The sequence below is a fragment of the Kitasatospora sp. NPDC127121 genome (genome assembly GCF_042677305.1).
Classification (GTDB): domain Bacteria; phylum Actinomycetota; class Actinomycetes; order Streptomycetales; family Streptomycetaceae; genus Kitasatospora.
This window is the reverse complement of record NZ_JBHXTQ010000065.1, coordinates 1-13,142: the sequence shown is the minus strand read 5'-3', so window position 1 is coordinate 13,142 and position 13,142 is coordinate 1. Positions and strand designations below refer to the sequence as shown.

The 13,142-nt window shown below is 74.2% G+C and carries 9 protein-coding genes; 5 read left to right on the top strand and 4 right to left on the bottom strand.

The features are described 5' to 3' along the window. Positions 1–41 precede the first annotated feature (41 nt). The 3 genes from ACFVHI_RS27185 to ACFVHI_RS27175 all read right to left on the bottom strand — a co-directional run bounded on the left by ACFVHI_RS27185 (position 42) and on the right by ACFVHI_RS27175 (position 4,948). On the bottom strand, positions 42–2,345 hold the full coding sequence (locus tag ACFVHI_RS27185; protein WP_079136521.1) for an ABC transporter ATP-binding protein/permease: 2,304 nt from the start codon (positions 2,343–2,345) through the stop codon (positions 42–44). Between the two features lie 194 nt (positions 2,346–2,539). Continuing rightward, positions 2,540–2,896 (bottom strand): DUF5132 domain-containing protein, encoded by a 357-nt coding sequence (locus ACFVHI_RS27180; RefSeq protein ID WP_063352350.1) that lies wholly within the window; start codon positions 2,894–2,896, stop codon positions 2,540–2,542. A gap of 312 nt (positions 2,897–3,208) precedes the next feature. Continuing rightward, complete coding sequence (locus tag ACFVHI_RS27175) at positions 3,209–4,948, bottom strand: DUF885 family protein (RefSeq protein WP_063352351.1); 1,740 nt, start codon at positions 4,946–4,948, stop codon at positions 3,209–3,211. Between the two features lie 210 nt (positions 4,949–5,158). Between ACFVHI_RS27175 and ACFVHI_RS27170 the strand changes: the two genes are divergently transcribed. From ACFVHI_RS27170 to ACFVHI_RS27150, 5 genes are all read left to right on the top strand, one after another. Beyond that, positions 5,159–6,751 carry an ABC transporter substrate-binding protein gene (locus ACFVHI_RS27170; RefSeq protein ID WP_063352352.1) on the top strand — a complete coding sequence of 531 codons (1,593 nt, stop codon included), beginning with the start codon at positions 5,159–5,161 and terminating at the stop codon, positions 6,749–6,751. A 65-nt stretch (positions 6,752–6,816) separates the two neighbouring features. Next, a complete protein-coding gene (locus ACFVHI_RS27165; RefSeq protein ID WP_063352353.1) occupies positions 6,817–7,779 on the top strand; it encodes an ABC transporter permease in 963 nt (320 codons plus the stop codon). 7 nt (positions 7,780–7,786) lie between these two features. Further along, the gene (locus ACFVHI_RS27160; RefSeq protein WP_380343650.1) at positions 7,787–9,682 is read left to right on the top strand and encodes a dipeptide/oligopeptide/nickel ABC transporter permease/ATP-binding protein; all 1,896 of its coding nucleotides are present in this window, start codon (positions 7,787–7,789) and stop codon (positions 9,680–9,682) included. Then, entirely contained in the window at positions 9,679–10,470 is a 792-nt protein-coding gene (locus ACFVHI_RS27155; protein ID WP_380343647.1) for an ABC transporter ATP-binding protein, read from the top strand. The genes ACFVHI_RS27160 and ACFVHI_RS27155 overlap by 4 nt, the downstream gene beginning before the upstream one ends. Then, positions 10,467–11,804 carry an NAD(P)/FAD-dependent oxidoreductase gene (locus ACFVHI_RS27150; protein WP_380343644.1) on the top strand — a complete coding sequence of 446 codons (1,338 nt, stop codon included), beginning with the start codon at positions 10,467–10,469 and terminating at the stop codon, positions 11,802–11,804. The genes ACFVHI_RS27155 and ACFVHI_RS27150 overlap by 4 nt, the downstream gene beginning before the upstream one ends. Here the strand turns inward: ACFVHI_RS27150 and ACFVHI_RS27145 are convergent. After that, entirely contained in the window at positions 11,794–12,882 is a 1,089-nt protein-coding gene (locus ACFVHI_RS27145) for an alpha/beta fold hydrolase (RefSeq protein WP_380343642.1), read from the bottom strand. The two genes, ACFVHI_RS27150 and ACFVHI_RS27145, sit on opposite strands and share 11 nt — an antisense overlap. Positions 12,883–13,142 lie beyond the last annotated feature (260 nt).

Genomic DNA, 13,142 nt, shown 5'->3' with positions numbered 1-13,142 from the left:
CGCGGTCGGCGGGCGGGTGGCGGGTGGCGCGGCTGCTGCGGTCAGGCGGCGAGTTCGCCGGCCTGGAGCTGCCAGAGGGATGCGTAGAGTCCGTGCCGGGCGAGGAGTTCGTCGTGGGTGCCCTGTTCGGCCACGACGCCGCCCTTGTCCATGACGTAGATCCGGTCGGCGTGGCGGACGGTGGAGAGCCGGTGGGCGATGATGACCATCGTCCGGTCGACCGCGAAGCCGCGGAGCGTGCGCTGGATGGCGGCCTCGGTCTCGTTGTCCACGGCGGAGGTGGCCTCGTCGAGGATGACGACCGGCGCGTCCTTGAGGATCGCGCGGGCCAGGGCGATCCGCTGCCGCTGGCCGCCCGAGAGCGCGGCGCCGCGTTCGCCGATCACCGTGTCGTAGCCGTCCGGCAGCGTCGCGATGAAGGTGTGCGCCTCGGCCGTCGCGGCCGCTTCGACGACGGCCTCGTCCGAGGCGGCGAAGCTGCCGTAGCGGATGTTGTCGGCGATGCTGCCGTCGAAGAGGAACGGGTCCTGGGCGACGAACCCGATCGCGTCGCGCAGGTCCCGGCGCGGCACGTCGGACACGTCCCGCCCGTCGAGCAACACGGCGCCGGACTCAGCGTCCTGGAAGCGCATCAGCAGCTTGGCGACGGTCGTCTTGCCGGAGCCGGTGGCGCCGACGAGGGCGGTGACCTGCCCGGCGGGGATGGTCAGCGAGAGGTTCTCCAGCGCCGGCGGCCGGCCGGGGTAGGCGAAGGTCACGTCGTCGAGGACGATCTCGCCCTGGACCTTCTCGACGTCGAGCGGTCCGCCGGTGCCTTCGGCCTCGACGGGCAGGGCCCGCAGCCGCTGGACCCGGTCGTAGGCGGCCAGGGTGCGCTGGTACTGGTCGACGATGCCGCCGAGCCGGCTCATCCGGAACAGCACCATCTGGGGCAGCCCGATCAACGGGCTGAACACCTCGAAGCGCAGCGTGCCGTTGAGCACCGCGCGGCCGCCGACCAGCAGGGTGCCGGCCATCGAGGCGGTCGTGCAGGCCCGGACGGTCTCGGCGTGGCGGATCGTGCTCCGGTCGGTCTGGTGCCGGCTGTCCTGGGCGACCGCGCTCAACCCGTCGATGCGTTCGGCCTCGTAGTCCTCGGTGCAGAAGCTCTTGACGGTGGCACCGGCCTCCAGCGTGTTGACCAGCTGGCTGTGCAGCCGGGCCCGGTGCTCACCGGAGACGGCGTAGTCGCCCGCGACCTTCTCCTGGTAGCGGAAGGAGAGCCAGGCGATGACCGGGATGGGCAGGAACGCGATCCAGGCGATCTGCGGCGCCATCAGCAGGAACACCGGCACCAGGATGGCCAGACTGGTGCCCAGGTGCAGCACGTCGTTGGCCGAGGTCGCGAAGAACGCGCCCAGCTGACCGACGTCCTCGGTGAGCACACCGGCCACCCGGCTGGTCCGCTCGCCCTCCAGGTGCCGCAGTTCGAGGTGCTGCACGTGGGCGTACGTCCGGCTGCGCCAGTCGTGCTCGATGTCCTGGCCGAGCGCGCGCCACTGGAGGTTCGACGCGTACGACAGGCCCGCCACGGCGGCGCAGGCGGCCGCCACCAGCCCGGCCAGACCCCAGAGTTGGGCGGACGCGGTGGCCAGGCCGAGGCTGACCAGCGGCGCGGCCTCGCCCTTGATGAGCACCAGTCCCGTCCAGCCGAGGAAGGTGCCCAGCGCCATCTCCGAGACCTGGCAGGCGACCGACAGCGCGCAGGCGCGGCGCAGCCGTCGGCGGTGCGGTCCGACGATCTCCAGCAGGGGGTGGCGTTCGGCTCCGGCCCCGGACAGCTCCCGGGTCGTGTCGACCGTCCGGCGCCAGGCCTTCCGGGCGACGGCCGCGGTCGCCGCCGCCACGCCGCCCAGCGCGACCAGCTGCCTGCTCAGCGCCGACCCGCGGATCAGCGCGACGGCGGCCGCCACGCCGCCCCCGACGGCGAGCACGGGGCGCACGACGACGCCGCGGTCCACCCGCGGAGCCGGTTGGGCGCCGGGCCGGTCGGGCGCCTGGTGTCCCGCGCCGGCCGGGCCCTGCGCGACCAGGGTGACGGCTCTGCGGACGATCCGGCCGACGTCCGTGGCACTCACCCGCGCGTCGTGCCGGACGAGGACCCCACCGGTGACCGGGCTGGCCTGCGCCTCGCTGATCCCGGGGACGCGCCGCAGGGCCGCGGCGAGGACTTCGGCCGTCCGGGGCCGCCCGACGACCAGCTTGACGTCCCAGCGCTGCCGGCCCGGAATGACCGAGCGCGGGCGCACGTCCGCTTCCACGTCCACGGAGCGGTATCCGGCTGCGGCACCCAGCAGAGAGGGCATGTGTACGATCACCTGTTTGCGGAGGTCGCGAGGAAGACCGTCACGGGCACGACGGGATCGCTGCGACGAAGTGGGAATTCTTGAGGGGAAACTGCTGCTGCCGAAAGGCCCGCAGCCGGCCGCCGCGCGGGAGCCGCATTCCGAATCGACCGGAATGTGCGCTCACGCGGCGGCCGGGGTCGCCGGGCAGACCGTCAGTGCACCTTGCCGGCGCCGGCGCCCACGCGGATCTTCGGGCTCCTCGCCTCGGCTTCGGCCCGGGCGGCGGCCTCGTCCTTCCCGCTGCTCGGGGCGGCGCCCTCGGCGGCGCGCTGGCCGTCACCCGAGGGGGCTGCGCCGTCGCCGGCGGAGACCTGCGCCGCCACCACCTCGGCGGCCACCTCGGCCGCGAGGTCGTGGATGTTCTCTCCGGCCTCGTGGGCCGCCTTCTTCACCTCAAGGACGAGGCCGACGGACGTCTTGACGACGCCTCGCACCAGCGGCTTGAGGAGACGCTTGGCCAGTGGCGCGACGATGAGGCCGACCAGGAAGGGCGGTACTAGGGGCGGCATGATGCTCCATCCTCTCTACGCGGACGTATGACAGGGACCCCGGGCAACTGCGGACGCACCGGAGCACCGCACGACTAGGCGGACGGAAGCACCCGACTGCGGAATTCGACGTTCCCCGCCGGATTTCCCGCCGGAATGAATTCCGCACTCGATGGATCAACCGCCCGCTCTCGCTTCACCGTAGTCGAGCCGGGCCCGTCGAAGCCAAACCTTCCCATCCGGTTTCACTCGTGCGAGTGCTCTCGGCCCGTTTTTGTAGCTCGGATTAACGAACAAATACCCACCCGACAATCCACTTATATTCTTTTTTACTCATTGGGGCCTGCCGAGTTCACGTGCCACCCGCCGCCGGAGGGCGGGAAACGGCAGCCCGCCGCCGCCCAGGACCGCCTCGTGGAAGGCCCGCACCTCGAACCCGGCGCCCGGACCGGCCTCGGCCCGGACCCCGGGACCGGCCTCGGCCCACTCCCGCAGCCGGGCGAACTCCAGATACCCCGCACGGTAGGACAGCGCCTGCCCGGGCAGGTCCGTCGAGTACCGCAGCAGGTCCGAGGCGATCTGGGCGTCCGCCTCGGTGGAGTTGGCGCGCATGAAGTCCCGCGCCTGCTCCAGCCCCATGGTGCCGAGGTTGAGCCCGGTGTCGACGACCAGGCGCTGCGCGGTGAACCGCTCCTGCGCGAGGCGCCCGTACGCGTCCCACGGGTCGTCGTAGAGGCCCATCTCCCAGCCCAGACCGGCCGCGTACTCGGCCCAGCCCTCGTTGAACGCGCCGAACCCGGCCACTTCACGGCGCAGCCGGGGCAGCGACCGGTTCTCCGCCTGGCGGGCCAGGTGGAAGTGGTGGCCCGGAGCCAGCTCGTGGTAGATCAGCGAGGCCGCGCCCAGCAGCGACCGCCCTTCCAGCCCCGCGCCGTTGTAGCGGTAGCGCCCGACCGGGTCCGCCGCCGTGGGCTGCTGGTAGTACCCGAACGTCAGCCCCGCCTCCAGCGCCGGATCCAGCCGGGCCAGCCCGTACGGGGCGCCCGGCAGCGCAACGAACCACCGCGGCAGCAGCGGCGCCAGCCGGTCGAGGTACCGGCGGTAGCGGGCCTCGACCTCCTCCGGCGTGCGGGCGTACAGCCGGGGCTCGCTCCGCAGCCGCTCGTGGAACTCCTCCTCGGGGCCCGGGAATCCGAGGGCGGTACGGACCTCCCGCATCCGCTCGGCCAGTTCGCGGCACTGCTCGCGGCCGAGCTCGTGCAGCCGCTCGGGCGGCGTCCCACCGCCCGTGTGCGTCCGGACGAACTCCCGGTACGCCTCCTCACCGCCTTCGTACCGCGCCCAGCCCACGGCCTGCGGCGCCTCGCGCAGCTGGTCCGGACCGTCGACGGCGGCGAGCAGGCCGTCGAAGGCCGGCAGCAACTCGGCTTCCACCAGCCGCCGCACGCCGTCTCGGACCCGTCCGCACTCGGCCGGCCCCAGCCCGCCCAGCCGGCCCTCGTCCACCTCCACGCGCTCCGCCACCGACGCCCGCAGGCCCGCGAGGGTGGCGCGCACCCCGGGCAGGGCCGGGGCGGGCACCCGGAAGCCGCGCACGGCCTGCCCCGCCGCCTTGTCGCCGATCGAGCCGACCACCCGGGCCAGCTCACGCACGAGCACCAAGTACCTTTCGGCGTCGGATGGTTGGTCGAAGCGGTGGGGCCGCAGGGCGGCATCGACGTACTGCGACAACGGGAACAGCCGGTACGGCGTGACGGCGGGCGTCAGCCAGTAGCAGCGGTGGGCCCGCAGCTCCTGCTCGGCCGACCCGACGAGGAAGGCGGCCGTATCGGCATCGGCGCCGCAGAGCCCCGCGCCGTCGAGCGCCCGGACCCCCTCCACGACCACCCGGACCCGCTCCACGACGCCCGTGGCGAACCGCGCCCGCTCCTCGGCCTCGGCCGGCGACTCCCTCGGCAGCGACTCGACCGGGAGCCCCTGCCGGGCCCGCAGCAGCGGGTCGCGCTCCAGCAGGAACTCCCAGTAGCGGTCCGCCAGCCGACCGATCTCCCGGCCCGGTTCATTCGTCCTCATCCGGCCATCCTGTCGAGGACGCGCCGCCCGGCCACCCCGGTCCGCGGACAATCGGCCACAGCATCCCCCTAACGGGTGAACCGGATCGGCCCCCGCCACCCGCGCCCCCTTCCGCCCGCCAAGGCGGCACACGGCCAAGACCTTTCGAACAGGCTTGCCGTACAGGTGAGTTGACTCGCCATCGTCAGCACTCGGTGGCACCATGACGCCATGCCCCGTCGCCCCCTGCCGGTCCCGCTGGCGGCTGCCCTGACCACCGCGGCCGTCGCGGCCGGCACACTCACCGGCTGCGGCAGCGTCGCCCCCTCCTCCACGACCGGTCCCCTCGTGGACCGCGGGACCGTACGGATCGCGGCCGCCAGCGAGACGCCCAGCTTCAACCCGTACACGGCCTTCGGCGCCGCTCCGGCCCGCTACGCCTACGACTCGCTGGTCAACGTCTCCGCCGACGCCACCCTGGTCTCCGGCCTGGCCTCCTCCTGGGAGGCCACCACCACCACGGCCACCTTCACCCTCCGCCCGGGAATCACCTGCTCCGACGGCACCCCCCTCACCGCCACGGCCGTCGCCCGCGCACTCACCTACGCCGGCGACCCGGCCCACCAGCTCGCCGGCGCCCAGACCGTCCTGCCCACCGTCCCGTACACCGCGAGCGCCGACGACTCGACCGGCACCGTGACGGCGACCACCACCGCCCCCTTCCCCTTCCTCACCCGCACCCTCGGACTGCTGCCGATCGTCTGCCCCGCCGGCCTCGACCGGCCCCAGTCGCTGGACCGCTCCACCCGGGGCACCGGACCGTACGTGCTGACCCACTACACCCCGGGCGGCCCGTACGAGTTCACCGTGCGCGACGACTACACCTGGGGGCCCGCCGGGGCGACCACGGCGGAACCCGGCCTCCCCGCCCGCATCGTCATCTCCGTGCTGCCCCAGGCCTCCACCGCCGCCAACCTGCTGCTCACCGGCGGCATCGACATCGCGAGCGTCAACGGACCCGACCGCGCCCGGCTCGCCGACCACGGCCTGGCCACCGCCGATGTGGCGACCGTCATCGGGCTGACCTTCTTCAACCAGCGCCCCGGCCGCCCCCTCGCCGACCCGGCCCTGCGCCGGGCCCTGGTGTCCGCACTCGACCGCCAGGGGCTCGCCAACGTCGCCGTCGGCGGCACCGGCACCCCCGCCACCGACTTCGGCGCGCAAGGCGCCGTCTGCCACGCCGACCTCGCCGCCGCCAACCTGCCCGCACAGGACGCCACCGAGGCGCTGCGCGCCGCCGGCTGGACCCGCGCCGCCAACGCCCGACTGACGAAGAACGGCCGACCGCTCCGGCTGCGCCTGATCACCAGCCCCGACCTCGGCCCGACGCTGGCACCCGTCGCCGAGCTGATGGCCCGCTCCTGGACGGCCCTGGGCGCGGACGTCAAGCTGGTCACCGAGAGCCTGCCCGCCCTCGTCAACGCCATGTACCAGACCGGCGACTTCGACGTCGTCGTCGGCACCTCCCCCGGCTTCGCCCTGCCCGTCGGCTTCATCCCGTTCTTCTCCGGCCCAATCCCCGCCCAGGGCCTCAACTTCGCGGGCGTGGCCAATCCCGCATACGACGCCCTGGTCGCCCAGGCCCTTCGGGAGCCGGACACCGCGGGCTGCGCCACCTGGAACCGGGCCGCCGCCGCGCTCTTCCGCTCCGCCGACGCCCTGCCGATCGCCGACGGCCGCAGCACCGTGTACGGGCGCAGCACCACCTTCGCCACGACCTTCGGCGGCCAGGTCATCCCCACCAGCATCCGCCTGCACCGATGACCGGGGGATCCCGCGTGACCACACCCCGTCGTTCGCCGCCTCTGCCGCGTCTGCCGCGGCACCTCATGCCCCACCTCCTGCGGCACCCGTGGACGGTGTTCCTCTGCCGGCGCACCGCCCGGCTGCTCCTCTCCCTCGGGGTCGTGCTCACCGCCTCGTTCGCGATGATCCGCCTGGTGCCCGGAGACCCGGTCCGCGCGGCGCTCGGCGTCGACGCCTCCCCCGCCCTGGTGGCCGCACGCCGGCACCAACTCGGGCTCGACGAACCCTTCCTGTCCCAGTACCGGCACTATGTCGACGGCCTCGTGCACGGCGACCTCGGCACCTCGCTGGTCACCTCGACACCGGTCGCGGAGCTCGTCCGCACCCGGCTGCCGGCCACCCTCGAAATCGCCGGCCTGGCCTTCCTCGTCACCCTCGCCGTCGCCCTGCCCTGCGGCCTGCTCGCCGCCGTCCGCACCCGGGACGGCCGGCACCCGCGCAGCGAGCTGGCGTTCACGACGCTCACCGCCGGCCTGGCCGGGATCCCCGACTTCGTCCTGGCCGCCGGGCTCACCGCGCTGCTGGCCGTCGGCCTCCAACTGCTGCCGGTGGCCGGCACGGCGGGCGCCGGATCCTTCGTCCTGCCGGTCCTCGCGCTCTCCGTCGCGCCCACCGCCGTCCTGGTGCGCATCGTCCGGGTGGAGGCGCTGAAAGTGCTGTCCGAGGACTACCTGCGCACCGCCCGTGGAAAACGGCTGTCACCGCTACGCCGCTACCTGCGGCACGCGGCGCCGAACATGGCCACCGCCGCACTCACCGTCGCCGGAGGCCTGCTGCCCGCCCTGATCGCCGGCACCGTGCTGGTGGAGAAGGTCTTCGCCTGGCCCGGCATCGGTTCGGCCCTGGCGCAGTCCGTGAGCTCGCAGGACTACCCGGTGATCCAGGCGATGGTGCTGATCCTGGGCACGACCGTCCTGCTCGCCGCGCTCCTGGTCGACGTGCTGCTGGCGCTGCTCGACCCGCGCTCGACGATCCGGGAGAGCTGAGGTGCCGATGCCCCTTCCCACCAGGTACCTCCGCTCGCCCATGGCCTGGGCCACCACCGCCATGCTGGCCTCTCTGATCGTGCTCGCGCTGGCCGGCCCGCTCCTCTGGGGCGCGGCGGCAGACCTCCCCGACCCCTCGGCGGTACTGCAAGGCCCCTCCACCGCCCACCCCTTCGGCACCGACAACCTCGGACGGGACCTCCTCGCCCGAGTCCTCACCGCCACCCGGCCCTCCCTGCTGCTCGCGCTGGCCGCGACCGCGATCGGCGCGAGCACCGGCATCCTCCTCGGCGCGTCCACCGCCGTCGTCGGCCCCCGCGCCCGCCGCCTGCTCGCGGCAGTGATCAACCTCCTGCTCGCCTTCCCCGCACTCCTGGTCGCGCTCTTCCTCGCGGTCGTGTTCGGCGCGGGCGCGGCCGGGGCGATGCTCGCCCTCGCCGTCGCCGGTGTACCCGGCTTCGCCCGGCTCGCCCAGACCCTCGCCGCCACCGTCGCGGGCACCGACCACCTGGCCTCGGCCCGGGTCCTCGGCCTGCGCCGGCACCGGCTGCTGTGGCGGCACGTCCTGCCCAACATCGCCGAACCGCTGCTGCTGAGCGCGACCACGGCGGCGGGCACCTCCCTGGTCGCGCTCTCCGGGCTGAGCTTCCTCGGCCTGGGCGTCCAGCCGCCCGGCTACGACTGGGGGCAACTGCTCAACCAGGGGCTCGACCGGATCTACGCCCAGCCGCTGCCCGCCCTCGCCCCCGGCCTGGCCATCCTCTACGCGGCGGTGACGTTCCAACTGCTCGGCGAGGTCCTGGCAGGAGGCGCCGCCCGGCGCAACCCGGCGGCCCGTACGCCCCTGCGACCGATCGCGCCGATCCCGCCGAGCGGGCCCGCCGAGGACGGTCTCGTGCTCCAGGTCGAGGACCTGAGCGTCGAACTCCCCACCCCCGACGGCGTGATCCGGCCCGTCCGCGGCGTGAGCCTCTCCCTGCGGCCGGGCGAGATCGTCGGACTCGTCGGCGAGTCCGGCTCCGGCAAGTCGCTCACCGCGCTCGCGATCGCCGACCTGCTCCCCGAGCGCGCCCGGGTCTCCCACCGCACCCTCCGGCTGCTCGGCGCCGACCTGGACGCCATGACGCCGAAGCAGCGCGACCGGCACCTCGCGACCGGCCTGGCCATGGTCTTCCAGAACCCGGCCACGGCACTCAACCCGTCACTCCGGATCGCCACCCAGCTCACCGAGGCACCCCGTACCCATCTCGGCACGAGCCGCACCCAGGCCCTGCGGGACGCCGAGGACGCCCTGCACCGGGTGGCCCTGCCCCCCACCCTGCTGCGGTCACGCCCCCACCAGCTCTCCGGCGGCCAGCGCCAGCGCGTCATGATCGCCGCCGGCCTGATGATGCGGCCCGGCCTGATCATCGCCGACGAGCCGACGACCGCCCTCGACACCACCGTGCAGCGGCAGATCACCGACCTGCTCTCCGACCTGCGGCGGGACACCTCCGCCGCCGTCCTGTTCATCAGCCACGACATCGCGCTCGTGAGCGGATTCTGCGAACGCGTCCTGGTGATGTACGCGGGCTCCATCGTCGAGGCCCTCCCCGCCGACCGGCTCCCCACCGCCGCCCGGCACCCCTACACCCGGGCCCTGGTCGCCTCGGTGCCGGACCTCACCGCAGAGCGCGACCGGCCGCTGCCCACCGTGGCGGGCGCGCCGCCCGACCCGATCGCCCCCACCCCGGGCTGCCCGTTCGAGCCCCGCTGCCCGTACCGGCTCGACCGCTGCGCCCGGGAGGCTCCGCGGCTGGACGACGTCGACGCGCTCCAGCAGGTCGCCTGCTGGAACCCCCAGCCGGTGGAGACAACAGCAGACCAGGCGACGGAACATCAGGTGGAGGCGGACCCGTCATGACCAGCCTGCGGCTCTGCGACCTCACCGTCCGCCACCACGGCCCGCGCGGCCCGGTCACCGCCGTGGACCGCGTCTCCCTGGAGGTCCCGGCCGGCACCACGCTCGGGCTCGTCGGCGAGTCCGGCTCGGGGAAGTCGACCCTGGCCCGCGCGATCGTCGGGCTCGCCCCCGTGCACGGCGGCCGGGTCCTCGTCGACGGCCAGGACGTGCGGGTCCACACTGTCCGTGCCCGGCGCCGGCTCGGCCGACTGGTCCAGATCGTCCTCCAGGACCCGGACACCGCGCTCGACCCCCGGATGACCGTCCGCCAGAGCCTCGTCGAGGCCGTCACCGTCTTCCACCGGCTCGACCGGCACGCCCGTACCGAGCGCGTCGCCGAGCTGCTCGACCTCGTCGGGCTGGACCCCCGGCTCGCCGGCCGCCTGCCCCGGCAGCTGTCCGGCGGCCAGCGCCAACGGGTCGCCGTCGCCCGCGCCCTGGCCGTCGGACCCGGCCTCCTGATCGCCGACGAGATCACCTCGGCCCTCGACGTCTCGGTGCAGGCGTCCGTCCTCAACACGATCCGCGAACTCCAGCGACGGCTCGGCCTGTCCATGCTGTTCATCGGCCACAACCTGCCCGCGGTCTGCTACGTCTCCGATACGGTGGCGGTGATGCGGCTCGGTCGGATCGTCGAAACGGGCCCCACCGACGCCCTCCTGCGCGACCCGCAGCACCCCTACACGCGGGAGCTCCTCGCCGCCGTCCCCCGCCTGTCCGGCCCACCGCCCTCCCGGAGGTCCCGATGACCGTCGACCGACCCGACGCGGTGGTGGTCGGGGCCGGGGTGATCGGCACCGCCGTCGCCCTCGAACTCGCCCGCACCGGACGGCAGGTGGTCGTCGTGGACAAGGCCGGCGCGCCCGGCCACGGATCGACCGGCGCGTCCAGCGCGATCGTCCGGTTCAACTACTCCACCTTCGACGGCGTCGCCACGGCCTGGGAGTCCCTCCACCTGTGGGCGTCCTGGCCCGAGCACCTCGGGCTCACCACCGGCCGCCGCCCGCTCGCGGCCTTCCGCCGCACCGGCGCCGTGCTGCTCGACCCGCCCTTCCCCGAACCCGCCGACACCACGGCCCTGTTCGACCTGGCCGGCGTCCCGTACGAACGGTGGGACACCGCCGCCCTGCGCGAGCGCCTGCCCGGGATCGACGCCGGACGGTACTGGCCGCCGAAGCCCGTGGACGACGACGCCTTCTTCGACGGCCCGGCCGGTGAACTCGGTGCTCTGTTCACCCCGGACGCCGGGTTCGTCGACGACCCGCAGCTCGCGGCCCAGAACCTCGCCGATGCGGCGGGCGAGCTGGGTGCGCGCTTCCTGTTCCACCGCACCGTGGTGGCTGTCGACCGGCGCTCGGACCGCGTGGCGGGCCTCCGCCTGGCCGACGGGGCCCGGATCGCCGCGCCGGTCGTGGTCAACGCCGCCGGCCCGTGGTCGGGGGGCCTCAACCGGCTGGCGGGTGTCGGCAGCGACTTCACCATCGGGGTACGTCCCCTGCGCGAGGAGGTCCACCAGATCGCCGCGCCCGACACCACCACCACCGACCTCGCCGCCGGCCCCGCCATCGACTCCGGGCCGCTTCCCGTCGTCGCCGACGTCGACCTCGGCACCTACCTGCGCCCGGCCGCCGGGGGCCGCCTGCTCATCGGCGGCACCCAGCCGGCCTGCGACCCGCCGGAGTGGATCGACGACCCGGACGAGGCCGACCCGCGCCCCACCGCCCACCGCTTCCGCACCCAGGTGACCCGCGCGGCCCGCCGCTTCCCCGGGATCACCGTCCCCAACCGGCCCGTCGGCGTCGCGGGCGTGTACGACGTCGCCGACGACTGGACCCCGATCTACGACCGCACCGCCCTCGACGGCTACTACGTCGCCATGGGCACGAGCGGCAACCAGTTCAAGAACGCCCCGCTGGTGGGCCGCTACCTCGCGACCCTGATCGACCTGGTCGAAGCCGGCCACGACCACGACGGCGACCCGGTCCGCTACCGCTGCGAGCACACCGGCAACGTCGTCGACCTGGGCGCGTTCTCCCGCCGCCGCCCGGTCCGGACCGGCTCCGCCCGCACGGTCATGGGCTGAGGGTGCGCAGTTCGCTCACCAGATCCGCGACCACCCCGACCACGAACCCGGGCTCCTCGGTCGGGAAGTCATGGCCGGTTCCCGCCGGCGTGTGCACCACCCGGGACGCGGTCGACGCCGCCAGGTAGCGGGTCCGGGCCCCGAGGTAGAACCGGCCGATCCGCTCGGCCTCGGCGGCGTCCCCGGCGGCGGCCAGCACCGTCTCCCCGCCCGTGAGGTCGCGGGGTATGACCAGCACCAGCGGCAGGTCGCCGAGGTCCCCGTCGTAGACCACGGTCTCCCAGCCCACCTCCGCCAGGCCGGCGGGCGAGAGCTCCGCGAAGATCGACGCGGCGGCGCAGTAGTGGCCGGTCCGAGCGCCACGGCCGCGGCCCCGGTGAGCACCGAACAGGTGCCGCACCGCCGTCAGCAGGAACTCCCGGCGCATGCCCGCGACCAACCGGTTGGGCGGCGCGAAGGCGATCACCTCCAGGGGCGTCGGATCCAGCAACACGAGTCCGGCCACCAGATCCGGCCGCCGCCTGGCGGCATTCGCGACCAGCAGCCCGCCGAAGGAATGGCCGACGAACACGTACGGGGCCCGCTCCCCCGCCGCCTCCAGCGCGGCCACCAGCTCCTCCGCCTCGGCCGCCGTCGTCCTCGGGAAGGGCCCGACCTCACTCCAGCCCGAGCCGAACCGGTCGACCAGCACCGAGCGGGTCCGGGCCGCCATCATCGTGTGCAACTGCCCGAACTCCTCGCCCGGCGCGTGCCCGCCCGGCATCCAGACCACCGTCGGCCCATCCCCGGCAACCCCCTCCGCGAGGACGTGCATCCGGCGCCCGCCCACCCCGACCAGCCGCCCCGGCTCCCCGCCCGCCCCCACTCCCCGGCCCACCAGCACCAGATGCCGCACCGCGCCGACCGCCAGCATCACACCCACAGCCACCATTAAGCACCCGAGCGCCACCAGCCAGCCCGCACCGCCCCCGACCAGCCCGGCCCCCACACCCACCACCAGCACCGCGACCGGCACTCCCAGCCAGTCCCGGCTCAGCAACGCGAGCAGGGCATCCGCCACCCGTCCGTTCCGGCGCATCGGTCCTCCAGGGCATCCGAGAGGCGACCTCTCCCCCTGTTCTTCCCGCATCCACCCGCGCCGACGCGCCCCCCACGAACACGCATGCGACACCCCGGGGCCTGTCCGTCCTGCGCCCCGCCGCCGTACGCTGCCCATCGGAAAAGAGCCGGCCACCAGGCCACGGCCCCGGAAATGCAAAGAACCCCCATCCGGTTTCCCGGATGGGGGTTCTCTGTGAATGATTGTTCGGCGGCGTCCTACTCTCCCACAGGGTCCCC

What these genes read in the sequence shown, in the direction of transcription:
- ACFVHI_RS27185 (WP_079136521.1), bottom strand. Translation starts at nt 2,345, where the DNA reads ATGCCCTCTCTGCTGGGTGCCGCAGCCGGATACCGCTCCGTGGACGTG.
- ACFVHI_RS27180 (WP_063352350.1), bottom strand. Translation starts at nt 2,896, where the DNA reads ATGCCGCCCCTAGTACCGCCCTTCCTGGTCGGCCTCATCGTCGCGCCA.
- ACFVHI_RS27175 (WP_063352351.1), bottom strand. Translation starts at nt 4,948, where the DNA reads ATGAGGACGAATGAACCGGGCCGGGAGATCGGTCGGCTGGCGGACCGC.
- ACFVHI_RS27170 (WP_063352352.1), top strand. Translation starts at nt 5,159, where the DNA reads ATGCCCCGTCGCCCCCTGCCGGTCCCGCTGGCGGCTGCCCTGACCACC.
- ACFVHI_RS27165 (WP_063352353.1), top strand. Translation starts at nt 6,817, where the DNA reads ATGCCCCACCTCCTGCGGCACCCGTGGACGGTGTTCCTCTGCCGGCGC.
- ACFVHI_RS27160 (WP_380343650.1), top strand. Translation starts at nt 7,787, where the DNA reads ATGCCCCTTCCCACCAGGTACCTCCGCTCGCCCATGGCCTGGGCCACC.
- ACFVHI_RS27155 (WP_380343647.1), top strand. Translation starts at nt 9,679, where the DNA reads ATGACCAGCCTGCGGCTCTGCGACCTCACCGTCCGCCACCACGGCCCG.
- ACFVHI_RS27150 (WP_380343644.1), top strand. Translation starts at nt 10,467, where the DNA reads ATGACCGTCGACCGACCCGACGCGGTGGTGGTCGGGGCCGGGGTGATC.
- ACFVHI_RS27145 (WP_380343642.1), bottom strand. Translation starts at nt 12,882, where the DNA reads ATGCGCCGGAACGGACGGGTGGCGGATGCCCTGCTCGCGTTGCTGAGC.